This window comes from Pseudidiomarina sp. WS423 (genome assembly GCF_050750165.1).
Taxonomy (GTDB): Bacteria; Pseudomonadota; Gammaproteobacteria; order Enterobacterales; family Alteromonadaceae; genus Pseudidiomarina; species Pseudidiomarina fusca.
Genome location: NZ_JBOJLN010000001.1, coordinates 508,247 through 523,736 on the forward strand (window position 1 = coordinate 508,247; position 15,490 = coordinate 523,736).

11 protein-coding genes are annotated in these 15,490 nt (G+C 47.6%); 2 read left to right on the forward strand and 9 right to left on the reverse strand.

Translation table 11 applies throughout. From position 1 onward, the window contains the following. Positions 1-45: 45 nt before the first annotated feature. Positions 46-621 (reverse strand): ribonuclease HII, encoded by a 576-nt coding sequence (gene rnhB / locus ACQ661_RS02380; protein WP_257119957.1) that lies wholly within the window; start codon positions 619-621, stop codon positions 46-48. Positions 622-694: 73 nt separating this feature from the next. On the opposite strand from rnhB, the gene ACQ661_RS02385 reads away from it, so the two are divergent. Next, the gene (locus ACQ661_RS02385; RefSeq protein ID WP_431667500.1) at positions 695-2,242 is read left to right on the forward strand and encodes an AbgT family transporter; all 1,548 of its coding nucleotides are present in this window, start codon (positions 695-697) and stop codon (positions 2,240-2,242) included. 5 nt (positions 2,243-2,247) lie between these two features. Further along, positions 2,248-3,033 carry an SDR family oxidoreductase gene (locus tag ACQ661_RS02390; RefSeq protein WP_369742467.1) on the forward strand — a complete coding sequence of 262 codons (786 nt, stop codon included), beginning with the start codon at positions 2,248-2,250 and terminating at the stop codon, positions 3,031-3,033. Positions 3,034-3,056: 23 nt separating this feature from the next. Here ACQ661_RS02390 and ACQ661_RS02395 read toward each other — a convergent pair whose 3' ends face one another. The 8 genes from ACQ661_RS02395 to ACQ661_RS02430 form a co-directional block, all read right to left on the reverse strand. Beyond that, positions 3,057-5,585, reverse strand: a complete 2,529-nt coding sequence (locus tag ACQ661_RS02395) for a ligand-binding sensor domain-containing protein (protein WP_431667501.1) — start codon at positions 5,583-5,585, stop codon at positions 3,057-3,059. Between the two features lie 18 nt (positions 5,586-5,603). Further along, a complete protein-coding gene (locus ACQ661_RS02400; RefSeq protein WP_431667503.1) occupies positions 5,604-6,368 on the reverse strand; it encodes an EAL domain-containing protein in 765 nt (254 codons plus the stop codon). Positions 6,369-6,578: 210 nt separating this feature from the next. Beyond that, entirely contained in the window at positions 6,579-8,168 is a 1,590-nt protein-coding gene (locus ACQ661_RS02405) for a dihydrolipoyllysine-residue acetyltransferase (RefSeq protein WP_110075418.1), read from the reverse strand. Positions 8,169-8,180: 12 nt separating this feature from the next. Continuing rightward, positions 8,181-9,158: an alpha-ketoacid dehydrogenase subunit beta gene (locus tag ACQ661_RS02410; RefSeq protein WP_110075419.1), complete on the reverse strand. Its 978-nt coding sequence runs from the start codon at positions 9,156-9,158 to the stop codon at positions 8,181-8,183. Beyond that, a complete protein-coding gene (locus ACQ661_RS02415; protein WP_369742471.1) occupies positions 9,158-10,357 on the reverse strand; it encodes a thiamine pyrophosphate-dependent dehydrogenase E1 component subunit alpha in 1,200 nt (399 codons plus the stop codon). The genes ACQ661_RS02410 and ACQ661_RS02415 overlap by 1 nt, the downstream gene beginning before the upstream one ends. 85 nt (positions 10,358-10,442) lie before the next feature. Then, complete coding sequence (gene astE / locus ACQ661_RS02420) at positions 10,443-11,501, reverse strand: succinylglutamate desuccinylase (protein ID WP_431667506.1); 1,059 nt, start codon at positions 11,499-11,501, stop codon at positions 10,443-10,445. After that, on the reverse strand, positions 11,498-12,229 hold the full coding sequence (locus ACQ661_RS02425; RefSeq protein ID WP_110075421.1) for a DUF599 domain-containing protein: 732 nt from the start codon (positions 12,227-12,229) through the stop codon (positions 11,498-11,500). Before ACQ661_RS02425 ends, astE begins: the two co-directional genes overlap by 4 nt. 77 nt (positions 12,230-12,306) lie before the next feature. Beyond that, positions 12,307-15,486, reverse strand: a complete 3,180-nt coding sequence (locus tag ACQ661_RS02430; RefSeq protein WP_110075422.1) for an efflux RND transporter permease subunit — start codon at positions 15,484-15,486, stop codon at positions 12,307-12,309. Positions 15,487-15,490 lie beyond the last annotated feature (4 nt).

Consider the following 15,490-nt stretch of genomic DNA (forward strand, 5'->3'; position numbering starts at 1 on the left):
GCCGATAGATTTTTTATAAGCATTTCTTTTAATGTAAGATTTTGTCTAACTAACACTACCCAAAACGCGCTTTACTGGCGCAAAGCTGCGACGGTGGATGACGCAGGCCCCCTGTTCACGCAAGATTGCCAGATGTGCAGGGGTTGGGTAGCCCTTATGTTTGGCAAAATCATAGTGAGGAAACTGCTGGTGCCACTCCAACATTTGTCGGTCGCGCTCTACTTTGGCCAAAATCGAAGCAGCGCCAATACATTCATGTAAGCCATCCCCACCAATCACTGCCTGGGCTGGCACCTGTAGCTGCGGTACATGGTTGCCATCCACTAACACCATACTTGGCGCAACTGGCAGCCCTGCCACGGCTCGTTGCATCGCCAACAGCGAAGCCTGCAAAATGTTAAGGTCATCAATTTCACTAGCACTACATTGCGCTATCGCCCAATACAAAGCTTTTTCTTTGATCTCGAGACTCAAAGCTGCACGTTTTTTTTCCGAGAGCTTTTTCGAATCATTAATGCCCACAATCGGCTTGGCAGGGTCTAAAATAACCGCTGCTGCCACCACAGGCCCGGCAATAGGGCCGCGCCCTGCCTCATCAGTACCACAAATCATAACTTTCATCTTGTTGTTGAAGGAACATGGGGTATGATACTTTCGTCTTAATCATAATAACAATACAACAAGGGGTTTTCTCATGTCTGGTTCGCAAGAATCGTCTACCTTGCTTAATCGCATTCTCGACAAAGTTGAACGGGTAGGTAATAAACTACCTGATCCTGCCGTCATGTTTTTTGGCTTATTGGTGATTGTGTGGGTACTCAGTTACCTGCTCGCTGGCATTAACTTTAATGCTATCCACCCGCTTACGGGCAATAATGTGGAAATCACAAACTTGCTGGCGGGCGACAAAATGGCTGACTTCCTCGCCAACATGGTCAATACCTTTATGGGTTTTGCGCCCTTAGGCGTCGTTTTGGTTGCGATGCTTGGGGTGGGTGTAGCTGAGCGCAGTGGTTTTATTAACGTAGCCATTAAACTGATGCTTAATGTCACGCCAAAAATGCTGCTCACGCCGGTCCTCATTCTTATTGCAATTGTCAGCCATACCGCCGTAGATGCCGGTTATGTGTTGGTTATTCCGTTAGGCGGGGTGATTTTCTACGCTGCAGGACGCCATCCTCTTGCTGGTATTGCAGCAGCTTTTGCCGGGGTATCCGGTGGCTTTAGCGCAAACTTTGTACCTTCCGCTATCGATCCGCTCTTGCAGGGATATACCTTAGCGGCTGCGCAAATTTACGACCCTTCTATTCAGTTAAATCCGCTCAATAACTACTTCTTTACCGCTGCATCATCGCTGGTGGTGGTTGCTGTGGGTTGGTTTTTAACCGATAAAGTGATTGAACCACGGTTAAAGAAGACCGCCACAATTGATGGTGATCAAGAAGATATGCCAGTGCTAGACGATGTTACGCCTCGTGACCGTAAAGCTTTTTATGCTGCTACCTTGACCATGGTTTTGGGCTTAGTTGCCCTATTCTTTGCCGCCACGGCAGAAAATACTCCATTAGCAGATCCAACTGGCGAGTTAGCATCTTTTGCGGCACCGCTGATGCAAATGATAGTCCCGTTGATTTTCTTGCTCTTTATCGTACCAGGCATAGTACACGGCTATATCTCAGGTAACTTTAAAAACTCACAAGATGTCATTAAAGCCATGAGTAAATCGATGGAAGACATGGCCTACTACATGGTCATGGCATTCTTCTGTGCGTTATTCATTAAAGCCTTTGGCGATTCTAACCTAGGAACTCTGCTCTCTATCAAAGGTGCCCAGTTCTTAAGTTCACTGCAGTTATCTGGTGGAGTCACCATGGTTGGCTTGATCATGCTGGTAGCATTTATCAATCTATTCTTGGGCTCATCGTCTGCGAAGTGGGCGCTGTTATCACCGATTTTTGTACCTATGCTGATGCAATTAGGTTACTCACCTGATTTAACTCAGGCTGCCTATCGTGTAGGTGACTCGGTTAGTAATATTATTACCCCGTTATTGCCTTACTTCCCGTTAGTGGTGTTGTATTGTCAGCGCTATGTGAAGGGTACTGGTATCGGTTCATTAGTAGCTATGATGCTACCCTTTACCTTTACTTTGTTGATCCTGTGGTCCGCCTTCTTAATCATTTACTGGATGATTGGTTTCCCACTAGGTATTCAAGCTAACTACATTTACCCTGCAGGCTAACAGGTATGAGTTACTTTCAAGGTAAAACCGTGTGGCTAACCGGTGCCTCCTCAGGCATCGGCTTAGCCATGGCTGAACAGCTAGCCGACGCTGGGGCTCATTTAATCCTAACCTCGCGTCGCGCTGAGGTATTAGAGCAAGTACGGCAACAACTTGCTCATCCAGAGCGCCACCAAATCTTAGCTCTTGATTTGAATCAGCCGGAGCATGCGGCGGCACAAGCACAGGCGGCCTTGGGTGATCAAGTTATCGATATCCTCATCAATAATGCCGGTGTTTCGCAACGTTCGTTGATTCTAGACACCGACTTAAAAGTCTATCGGCAATTAATGGAAATTGACTATTTTGCCGTGATTGCGCTAACCAAATTGGTGTTACCGCGGATGGTGGAACGGCGCGCTGGACACATAGTTACGGTATCTAGCGTTGCCGGCAAAGTCGGAACCAAACTCCGCAGTGGTTATAATGGTGCTAAGTTTGGGGTGATTGGCTTTATGGACTCGTTAAGGGCTGAAATGACCAGCCATGGTTTGGTGGTCACTTCTATTTTACCTGGTTTTATCAACACCCAAGTGGCGCACAATTCCCTTACTGGTGACGGCTCAGCGTTGGGTCATGCTGACCCTGATAATGCTGGGGGCATTTCAGCAGCAGAATGTGCCAAACGCTCGTTAGCGGCCATCGCTAAGCAACAAGCTGAGGTGGTGGTGGGCTCAGGCGTATCCAAACTGGCGCCATGGTTACAACGCTTTGCTCCCGGGCTAGTGCGTCGTATGGTTGCCAATCGATAAGTAGCTTGATGAACCAGCAAGCTTCAGCGCTTGCTGGTCAAGCGCCAGCCTAATAACCCACCAAGTAGTAATGCCAGTACCACCAATGCGTACCACACATTACGTTGATCAAAGAATCGCCCTTGTTGGCTAAACTTGATACCCGTGGGTTCATTCCATTGCCCACCTAGATAGCGTGCACGAACCTCAAAGCGATAATTACCCGGAGGTAACGAGGTGTATTCCACTGCGGTAGCGCTGCCACGATTTATCCAGTCATCATCAAAACCAACCAAGCGCGTTTGATATTCTAACTGCTCCGGCATAGCATAGGTCATGCTGACGTAAGAAAAGGTAATACGCTTCGTGGTTGGGGTTAATTGTAGGTCGTCCACAGACTGCGCTGCATCGTATTGCGGCGCTAGCAGCAGTTGCTTATCTGCGTTAATAGCTTCTAGCAATACAGGCTCAGGCTTATTATCCTCAGCATCATTCGCTTGCGCCTGGGCTGGATTTACAGCAATCACACCAAGTGCAGAGGCAAACCACAACTGATTGGTGTCACTCACTAAAGAGGCAGGCCCACCGGTAGTCAGTTGCCGCGTAACCATGCCATCAGCTTCTGAAAAGCGCTGGTAACTTATGTTGGTGATACGTCTATTCAACCAACCATCAAGGGTCTGGCGGCTTAAGCGTGCGATCCCCTGAGAACTCCCTAACCAAAGATGATGGTTACTATCAAAGTTAATCGAAAAAGCCTTATCAAAAGGCAGCCCATCACGACGCGACAACCAGCGCCAGTCGTCACTCGCTAAAGGGCGCGTGATTAAACCATGATCTGTCGCGAACCATAAACGTTGTTGGTGGACCACGCCAGCAAAGACGTTACGCGCACCAGTAAAAGCTGGTAGATCTACTGCCTCGGGCTGCCACAAATTAAACGATGGCGTAGTCGCTAGCTGGGCCAGTGGATCGGCCACCTGTGGGCGTAAATACATGAGTGTGAGCGTTGAACCCAGCCAAATTCCACCGTTAGGGTCGATGGTAATAGATGAGATAAAATCACCTGGCAAACCGTTCGCCGAATTTAAACTATCCAAGACAGTTAACTTGCCGAACTCTGCGGCAACTAACTTGAGTCCTTCTGGGGTGCCCAACAACAGATGTCCACTAGGTAACACCTTAACGATTCTAACTTCGTTGCTATCAAGCCCATTTGCTGCCGTTAAGCTGGCACTCAATCCTTGCTGGCTTAATTGCAACAAACCGCTGGTATAAGAACCAACATACATCAACTGTTCCGAACCACGCGCCAGGCTTAACACTGAAACTTTGTTGGTATCTGATTGCCCCGCAACAGCGACAAAGCGGTCGCCCTGCTGCCGACTGATACCGTCATTGGTACCAATCCAAATCGCCCCCTGCGCATCTTCGGCAATAGCGCGAACATTATTACCCTTGATACCATCAGTTTGGGTATAGCTGCTGAACAAAGTATTGCGCAACTGCACCAAGCCACCATGGCTAGCAATCCATAGATTATTATCTCGATCTTTAAAAAGATCGTTGATGTGTGAGTTCGGTAAGCCATCTTCTACCGATAACCACTGCTCAGAATTAAGACAAAACCTGCCTAAACCCTGCGTAAAGGTACCTACCCAAAGGCAACCATTGGGTCCTTCAACTAAACTGGTGACGCGATCTTTAATCGGCACGGGCCAAGGTTGAAACGACTCACCTAAGGCACGTTGAAAAAAGACGCCCTCATCGGTTGCCACCACTAACGTCCCATTGGCCAAAGTTAGCATGGCTCGCACCTGAGTAGCCGGTACACTTGGCTCTTGGACAAAGCTGTCAGTAGCAGCATGATAATAGGCGAGGCCTAAGCGCGTTCCGGCCCATACGCCGGCGTTTTCGCGATAACTACGAGAGGCTTGGTGAATACGAAAGGTAAAGTCAGCTGGTAGCCCTTCGGTTTGGGTATACAATTTATGTTGCCCTTGGCCACTACTATCTACCTGATAAACACCTGCGGTCGAGGCTGCCCAAAAGTGTTGTTGCTGGTCGATCAAGGTTTCAAAAATATAGCCATCACCAACTTTGACGTAATCCCAACGTTGCCCATCAAATCGCACGACCGCACCGCGAGTTCCCGCTACTTGAATCAACTGCTGATTAGGTGACATAGATACATCAAGAGCGCCTGCTTCGGGCATCTTAGTTTCTGCGGTGTCAGCATAGATTTGAAAAGTCTGGCCGTTATAGCGTACCGGGCCTTCCCACGTGGCAAGCCAGATACTGCCATCTTTAGCTTGGGCTATTTTATTGACTGAGTTATGGGGGAGCCCATTACGGGTGTTCCACGTACGCACCGCATACTGCCCCAGTGCCTTTTCGGCAATAGCGCTAGCAGTTAGGGGCTGCTCTAATAACACTGCTGATGGTGTCGATGGTGAGGTTGATGTCGAACTGAGTGAAGCGCCATGCGCGCCGGCCATAGCAACTAAGCCAAGTACGCCAAAGCTAAGTAGCTTTAAACCTAGGCGCCAACCAGAAAACTGAACTGGATTCATGAAGAATAACTCGACAAGTTAAAGACTAGAAAAAGGCACGCTAGCTAAATGTTCCAGCTCTGGTTTCGCAAAATAATACCCCTGCACCAAATGAATCCCTAAAGCTAAAATACAATCGAGTTCCCCTCGTGTTTCAATACCTTCCGCCAACACTTGTGTCCCTTGTAGCAGGCATTGTTGCACCACTTGTTTGACCATTTTTTGTTGGTCCGGATGCTGCTCAATATCGCGTATAAGCTGCATATCCAGTTTTAGAATATCAGGCCGCAAATCCACTAGCCAGTCCATCCGTGCATAGCCTGAACCGTAATCATCTATGGCCGTTTTAAAGCCTCGTTTAGAATAGCTACTAAAAATTCGCTGCAAATGATTTTTATCGATGATCTGTTCGCTTTCGGTGACTTCAAACACCAGCTTAGTTAAATCAAAACCATACAAGTCGGCGGCTTCTATCGTCGCTTTAATACAGGTCTCGGGACTATAAACGGCATTAGGTAAGAAATTAATATTAAGATAGGCTTGGCACCCTAAGCGTGTAGCTGTTTCAATAGCTTTAACCCGACAGGCTTGGTCAAAGTAATAGCGGTTATCATCGTTGATGCGTTCAAACACCCAGCCAGCACCTTGCCCTTCAGGACCTCGCACTAAAGCTTCATAAGCTACAATAGCCTGCTTGTGCCAGTCTACAATCGGCTGAAATGCCATTTTGATGTCAAAACCAAGCGTTTTACCGCTTAAACAATCCCGGCAGGTTTGTTGCTTTATCGACTCAGGAAATTCCATAGTCCGCCTTTTTTGAATTCCGTTACAAGGTTAATTATCTAATAACGAGTTATCGGCAACGATGACAAAATCTTTAATTGCTGACAACCAATATAAGTTATCACAAGCTTTCCTGGCTAACACTAGTTTAATTTTTATCCAAAAAAAGCCGGCTTTTAGGCCGGCTCTTATCCTTTAGGAAGGGTCTTTAGAGTAAGCTGGCGCTACCAGCTAGATCATATGCACTAACATGCTGGTTGGATCTTCCAAAAACTCCTGCCAACGCTTATTAAAGCGTGCAATAGTTCCACCATCGATAATACGATGATCGCCTGACCAACTTGCCGTCATGATTTTACGTGCAACCACTTGCCCTTGCGCATCAAAGCGTGGCAATTCTTGCACCTTACCTAAGGCCACAATTGCTGCTTCTGGCTTGTTGATAATAGGCGTTGCAACTGTGCCCCCAATCACCCCGATATTTGAGATAGAAATAGTTCCACCTTTCATATCTTCTTGGGCGACGCGGCCCTCACGAGCGGCTTGGGTTAACCGAGTTACTTCGTTAGCAATATCAATGATGCTCTTATTCTGCACTTGTTTAATATTAGGCACTAGCAAACCGATTTTAGTATCTACTGCCATGCCAATATTATGGTCGTCAAAATAAGTGATTTCGGTACAGTCATCGTTGACCTGGGCATTCATCACCGGAAACTCTTTTAACGCCAGCGATAAAGCTTTAATGAAGAACGGCATCATGGTGATGCGAACACCCTGATCAGCGTAGCGCTCTTTTAACTGTTTTTGCAGCGCCATGACAGCAGTTAGGTCAAACTCATCCGCATAAGTAAAGTGCGGAATAGTACTCACTGAACGCATCATTTGTTTAGCCATTGCGGCTTTAACGCCTCGAATAGCTTCTACTCGCTTACCACCTACAGCCTGACTCGACGTTGCTGTTGGCTGTGCGGTTGCATTTACTGTTGCACTGGCAGCAGCATTTTCAGTACCTTGGGCAAAGGCCTCTACATCTTGCTTAAGCACTCGGCCTTTAGCGCCAGAGCCCTTCACTTGGCTAATATCAATATCTAACTCACGGGCCCGACGTCGCACAGCAGGGCTGGCGATAGCCTTGCCTGGACGTTGTGCCGCCACGTTATTGTCAGTCGTGCTGCGCTCTGAAGTGCTTTGCTCTGAAGTACCAAGCTCAGCTGTCGCTGCAGTTACTGCCTTTGCGCTTACTGGTGCAGCTGCGCCGCCCGCTACTCGAATAGCAAACAAGGGCTGATGTACCTTAGCAATATCACCTTGTTGATAATAAAGCTTCTCAACCACTCCTGATTCTTTCGCTGGAATTTGTACCAAAGCTTTATCTGTCATCACATCAACCACAGGTTGATCTTCTTCAATGACATCGCCCTCTTGCACTTGCCATTCAACGATTTCGCACTCAACAATACCTTCACCAATATCCGGTAAAATAAAGTCCGTTACGCTGCTGCTATCAGTCGCAGATGCTGCTGCTTCTGGTGCTTCTGTTGCTGCCGCTGGTTCAGCGGCACTAGCTGACTCGCTATCAGCATGGCCTGCAATGGCAAACAATGGTTCATGAACCTTAGCAATATCACCTTTGGCGTAATACAACTTAGCCACCACGCCATCTTCTTTGGCAGGAATTTGTACCAAGGCTTTATCGGTCATCACATCAACCACCGGCTGATCTTCTTTGATGCTATCGCCTTCTTGTACCAACCATTCAACGATTTCGCACTCGACAATCCCTTCGCCGATGTCTGGTAAGATAAAATCTTTACTCATAGCATGGGCCTCTTAATAGGTCATCGAAGCTTTGATCGCTTCGTAAACTTTTAGGTGATCGACAAAGTATTCTTTTTCATGGCTTAGTGGATAAGGAGTATCCAATCCACATACACGCGCAATAGGTGATTCCAAATACAAGAAGCACTGATCTTGAATCGTGGCCGCTACCTCACTCGCAAAGCCACCCGTCAAAGGCGCCTCTTGGGTGATCACTAACCGGCCGGTTTTGCGCACTGATGCTGCCACTGTGTCAACATCCCATGGTAATAAGCTGACCAAATCGATAACTTCGCAATCAATACCGTCTTGAGCTGCCATTTCCGCAGCTTTCTCGGCCATTTCAACTTGCGCACCCCAAGCTAACAGGGTGATGTCCTTACCTTCTTTGACAACGTCCGCTTTACCTAATTCTAGCCGGTAATCTTCTTCTGGCACCTCGCCAACAGAGGCACGATAAACCCGTTTGGGTTCCATGAACAAGACGGGGTTTGGATCAAAAATAGCGCTCAGTAATAAGCCTTTGGCCATGTATGGATTACGCGGCATGACAATTTTCAGGCCCGGCGTATGCGCAAAGTAAGCTTCTGGAGACTGTGAATGGTAATGACCACCGGCAATACCGCCGCCGTATGGCGTACGAATGGTTAAACCGCCCACGTTAAACTCGTTACCTGAACGATAGCGGAACTTAGCCGCTTCGTTCACGATTTGGTCAAAGGCTGGGAAAATATAATCACCAAACTGAATTTCAGCAACGGCATAGCTGCCTTGCGAGGCAAGACCGTTGGCAAAACCAATAATCCCTTGCTCCACCAGCGGCGTATTAAAGTTGCGATGACGGCCATACTTCTCGGTCAAGCCAGAAGTAGCTCGGAATACCCCACCAAAGGCCCCGGTATCTTCACCAAAACTGTAAACCTTATCGCTGCTAGCCATCGCAATATCAAGCGCATTATTAATGGCCTGTAATAAGTTCATTTTTGCCATTACTTATCTCCTCCATCCATACGCGATGCGGTTTTTGGGTAGGCCTCTGGGTATTTGCGAATGTGCGCTTTTAACGCTTTTAGCTGCTCTTGCAAATGTTTCGGAGGAGTGTCGTAGACATCTTCGATAATTTCATCGATATGCGGCACTGGCACAGTTTCAGCAGCCTTCAATGCAGCCAACACCGCGGCTTTTTTCTCATCGTAGTTCGACTGCGCCTGCTCGGTAGTGATCCAACCCTGCTGCTCTAACCATTTTTGGAAACGCACTACCGGGTCTTTCGCTCGCCAAGCGTTCTCTTCTTCGCGAGTACGATAGCCGGTTGGGTCATCTGACGTTGAGTGGCCGGCCATACGATAGCTCATCCCCTCAATTAACACAGGTTCGTTGTGTTCAACTGCTAGTTCACGCGCTAACTTAGTCGCTTGGTAGACCGCAAACAAATCGTTGCCATCCACACGGATGGTCTTCATGCCATAGGCCACACCACGCGGTGCAATACCATCGCCAGCATATTGTTCGCCCTGTGACGGAGTAGAAATCGCATAACCATTGTTACGACAGAAGAAGATAACCGGTACTTTATACACGGCAGCCATGTTTAAAGCAGCGTGAAAATCACCTTCTGAGGCAGCACCTTCACCAAAGTAACAAATGGTGCAGTTACCGCTCTTATCCATTTTTTGGCCATAGGCATAACCCGTTGCCTGTGGAATTTGAGTGGCTAATGGGGACGCAATGGTCATAAAGTTTAATGCGGCGGTACCATAATGCACTGGCATCTGACGCCCTTTGCCTAGGTCTCGCTCGTTCGAGAACAGCTGATTCATAAACTGCTCTACAGTAAAGCCTCGAAACGCTAGCGCGCCCTGCTCACGGTATTGCCCCATGATCATATCGCTATCGCTCAGCGCCGCAGCCGAGCCAATGCTGGCAGCTTCTTCGCCTAGCGACGACAAATAGAAGCTGATACGTCCTTGGCGTTGCGCTGCAATCATGCGCTCATCCAGAATGCGGATAAACTGCATGGTGTCAAAAATCTTCAGTGCTAGTTCCTGGCTCATGTCTGGCACGTCGGCCCCAGCTTGCACGCTACCATCTTCTTTCAAGATCTGTAGCATTGGAATTGTTAACGCCGAACCGTCAATAAATTTCGGTTGGGTGACAATATCTAACTGATGTTGATTATCTTTAGCCATAACTTTCTCGTTGTAAGAAAAATTGCGCTCACTTTACCTTTACGTTAACTGACATGCAAACAAGAGACGTCAGAAAACTGCAAAATCAGACCAGTTTCAATTGCTCTAAAGCGATAGGAACGACGGTAAGTAAGGCCCGTTGCCCAATCGCCACGTTCGCATTTGGAAAAATAATCCGTTCGCCAGGCTGCTCCACTCGGTATTCTATCTCGCCATCGGTAGCCAACAGGTGACCCTGCGCAAACTCAGTAAAGTTAGCTACGTTATCTGGAAAATTTAAAGCAAACTGTTCTGCTTGCCGATTAATGGTTCTACATACGTCATAAACATGATGTCGGCTCGGGCTAAATTCAGGGAGTTCTAACGCCTCTGTACTTATTAGTTTACGCAAACCGCTATCAGCTTGTGCAAATCTACTCATATCGTTCTGCCCAAACGGACGCACCTTACCTAACTCCACGGTAAACGCATGGGCCTTGTGGGCCTGCACACTGTAGTAACTAAAAGTAGTGGTTGGCGCCCGATTAAGCAAAATGGTATCCACGCCACACTCTGCCAAGAAGGTCAGTTGCTGTTTGTTATAGGGCTCACCATGGGTAAAGGGATATACCGCAAATTGTTCATGTTTTGAATCACGGATAGCCGTATGCAAATCGTAGTGATAACGTTGCTTTAGTTTAAAAAACTGACTCACGTAACGCTCAATATCGCTGGCACGTTGATGCTCGGCTGTATCACCTTGGTTATGAGCACCGCTGAATAAGCGGTTCATATTAACGTCCACAAAGCGTGAATCATTCAAAATAGCCGCTGGGTTGGCGATTAAAAAAAGGACACGTTGGCTAGGCACTAAACGCTCAGACAAGATATCCTGCAGCATATCCCGCACCATTTCTATGGGTGCGGTTTCATCACCATGTACCGCACAAGAAATCACCACATCTTTAGTTGCTGCTACCGATGCTGGAGGGGTCACGGCAATCACGCCATAATCCCAAAAGGCTACGTCAGTGCCATTGCTTAGGGTTTGAGTGGTCTGAATAGGATCCGCCTGCGCAGGCCCCTGAAACAGTGCTGCTAACGGGGCATCTGGGCGCTCCGCTAAGGCGGCGCTCACACTCCAACGTAATACGTCAAAACTCACGATGATTCTCCATCTGTCGTAATGGGGCCTGGCTCTAAACCTTTGGTTGCTAATAACGCCCGCAATACGCGTGAACGATATTCGCGACGGTACAAGACAAAAATCACCACGGTGGTGGCCCCAATGAATAAGTAGGGATGCAAAAACCAACACAGAAAGGCTAACGAAAAATAATAAGCACGCAGCCCATTATTGTATTCATGTCCGGCTTGATCTAAAACCTTAGCGGCCTGGCGGGCAAAGGTTTCACGTTGCTCGTCAGTAAACTCAGTGCTGCGATATTGTGGCGCGGCACCAAGCAGTACTGAGACAAAGCCAAATTGCCTAATCGACCAAGTGAACTTAAAAAATGCCCAGACAAAAATTAACGACAGCGTTGCCAGCTTAAACTGAACTTTGTCAGGCGCAGTTGGCGCCGTAAAGGGAATGGATTGCATCACCTCAACCACCTTGTCCGCGGATGCTAATAAAGTCAGCACACCGGCCAACACCAGTACGGTCGAGGACGCAAAGAAAGTCACCGTACGCTCCACATTACCTAACAGCGCCGCATCAGCGATTTGGTGTTCTTTACGGGTTAAGGTGCGCATCCAGTCAACTCGGAGTTGACGCAGAATATGCGAAAGACTATAGGTACTGCGTGCGCGAATACGGGCAAACTGGGTGTAGCCTACCCATACCGACACAAAAAACAACAATGCGACGAGATCAATAATCGCTAGGTTCATGACCGGCTTTCCTGTGCTGAAGTGCTGGCAACAACGGTTGCCAGCACAAGAATCAGTTTACGGCCAATAGTTTAACATTATGTGACACTATTGTGTTGTGCTGATTTTGGGGCCGGTGGTTTGGCCAAGCCATACCAGCTCAACATAGTCCTCATGTTACGCTTGGTATCATCAAGAATCAGGTACAAGCATGGAATTAACAAAAGCGTGATCACGGTAGCGAACAAAATACCGAACGCCAATGAAATCGCCATTGGAATTACCAGCTTAGCTTGCATACTGGTTTCTAACACAATAGGTAACAGACCAAAGAAGGTGGTTAACGAGGTTAGGATAATCGCTCTGAAGCGCGCTGCGCCAGCTTCCGCAACAGCCTTACGCAACGCCACGCCATCCGCACGCGCGCGGTTCACATAATCAACCATAACCAAGGAGTCATTCACCACAACCCCAGCCAAGGCAATGATACCGAATAGGCTCAAAATCGAAATAGGCATGCCAATAACCCAGTGGCCCACCACCGCACCGACCATACCAAACGGAATCACCGACATGATGATCATCGGCTGACTGTATGAGCGCAACGGAATTGCCATCAAGGCATAAATAGCAAATAGAGCTAGAGCAAAGCCAATTGCTAATGAATTAGTTGCTTCGGCTTCATCTTGCGATGCCCCCTCTAGCTTATACCCCACACTTGGGTATTGATCTAAAATCGGAGGCAGTTTTTCGGCCATCACTTGGCGTACAATCTGAAACGGCTCTACACGGTCTTTATCGACACGAGCTCGAACGTTTACAGACCGCTCACGGTTGATACGTGTAATAGTGTTGTAGCCTTTAGCAAAACGTACGTTGGCTAATTCAGTGAACGGAATTAACGACCCATCAGCGGTGCGCAGTTTCATGTCCTCTAAATTACCCACCGACTGACGTTCATCTAACGGATAACGAACCATGACTCGAACTTCCTCATCGCCCCGCTGAATCCGTTGCGCTTCAGCACCATAGAAAGCATAGCGCACCTGTCCTGCTAGTTCTTGCAGACTGATACCCATAGCTGTCGCAAGTGGCTTTAACTCGAGAATGATTTCGTCGTTGCCCTCACCAAAGGTGTCTTCAATGTCGAACACCCCATCAAACTGCCCCAACTCTTGCTTAAGTAGGGTTGCAGCCGCCGATAAGTCTTGTAGATTTTCGCCTGTTAGCTGAAATTCCACATCAAAACCACCGCCACCGCCAACACTACCTTGAAAGTTGAGTGATTTAACTCCAGCAATTTCTGGTACCTGTTGGCGCCAATCATTAATGAACTTAAAGCCATCAATGTTAATGTCATCGCCCTTCACCAACTCGGTCATGACGGTACCACCAGTGGTTCCCGACATCCAAGTATTGACGTGTTTAACAAGAGCCATGCCACCTTCATCCTCGGCACGAGCATCAACTGCGCGCAGCGCCTGCTCAACTTGTTGTAAAGCGCTGATGGTAGCTTCTTCAGACGAGCCAGGTTGCATCTGCACTTGTGCTTGAATGAAATCGCCCGGAATATTCGGGAAGAATACCCAGCGCACCACGCCACCTGAGATCAGGCCAATCGCCAAAATAAACATAGCAATAAAACTAGCTAAGGTGGTGTAGCGATAATGAAGGCACTTGGCTAAAAACGGGCGATAGTATTTATCCACAAACACTTTTAAGCCGTTTGAGATCTTATTTCGTACCCGCTGAAAACCATTTTGCTTGTCTGTCGCCGTTTTAGAAAACTTCATATGGGCAATGTGAGCTGGCAAAATGAGCTTAGATTCGACTAACGAAAACGCTAGACACAGAATAACGACCCAAGCGATGGATTCCCAAATAGCCCCCATCCCGCCTTCTACCATCAACATCGGAATAAAAGCGACCATAGTGGTGAGCACCCCGAAGGTTGCAGGCATAGCTACTTTCTTGGCTCCTACCACCACGTTATCAATCGATTTCCCATTGGCTTCTATTTCCGAATAGGCACTTTCGCCTATGACAATGGCGTCATCCACCACTATCCCCAGCACTAAGATAAAACCGAACAACGAAATCATGTTGATAGAAATATCGAACATGGGTAACGGCATTAGTGCGATGGTACCTAAAAAACACAAAGGAATGCCAATCATCACCCAAAAAGCGAGACGCAGTTGCAAAAACAGTGACAGCATAATGAACACCAAAAAGCCGCCAGAAATCATATTACCAATCATCAGATCTAAACGATCCTGTAGGTAATAAGAGGCATCTCCCCAGTGTGTAATATTGACATCGGGTGGTAACTCTTTCTGTTTACGTTCGGCGTAGTTGCGCACCACCTCAGCTATTTTTAAATCGTTTTGATTACCTACTGAATCGACCCGGATAAAGGTTGCGGGGCCACCATCGAATTGAGTAAAACGTCTGCTTTCAATAAAAGCATCGTTTACGGTAGCTATGTCGCCAAGCGTTAAGCGAGTTCCATCGGGGCGATTAATTAGGGTGATTCGCTCAAACTCATCTCCCACGTAGGCTTGGTTATTAGCACGTAATAGAATATCGCCATTGGGAGTACGAATTGAGCCCCCAGCCACATCAATCGAGGTGCCTCTAACCGCCTGTACAACATCTTGGAAGGTTAAGTTATAACGTTGTAAATCAGCCTCAGAAATTTCAATCGATATTTCATAATCCCGTGCACCCACTACCTCAACCTTGGTGATACCACCAATATCTTTGAGCTCGTCACGAATCGATTTGGCTAACTCTTTCTGAGAATATTCATCCATCGCACCATAGATACTCATCCAGATCACTTGGCGTTGCGGACGAATACGATAAATATTTGGTTTTTCAATCTGTTGAGGAAAGCTTGGAATGGCATCGATGAGCATTTTCACCTCATCCATCACCACCTGCACATCGTAGCCACTTTCAACTTCAATCGACACCGAGCCACTACCTTCACGGGCCGTAGAGGTGACACGCTCAATGCCGTTAACATCTTCGATGGCATCTTCAATACGCACCAATACGCCTTGCTCTACTTCTTGCGGAGCCGCACCAGGAAAGGGTACTTGTACACTAATTATATTGAGTTCAATTTCGGGGAACATTTGCTTGCGCACTTGCCCCACCATAAATAAGCCGGTGATGATAATCAGCGCCATCAATAAGTTGGCGGCGACACTATTATTCGCCCACCAAGCAATAAAGCCCTTCTTGGGGTCTACATCATAATGACTACTCATGGTG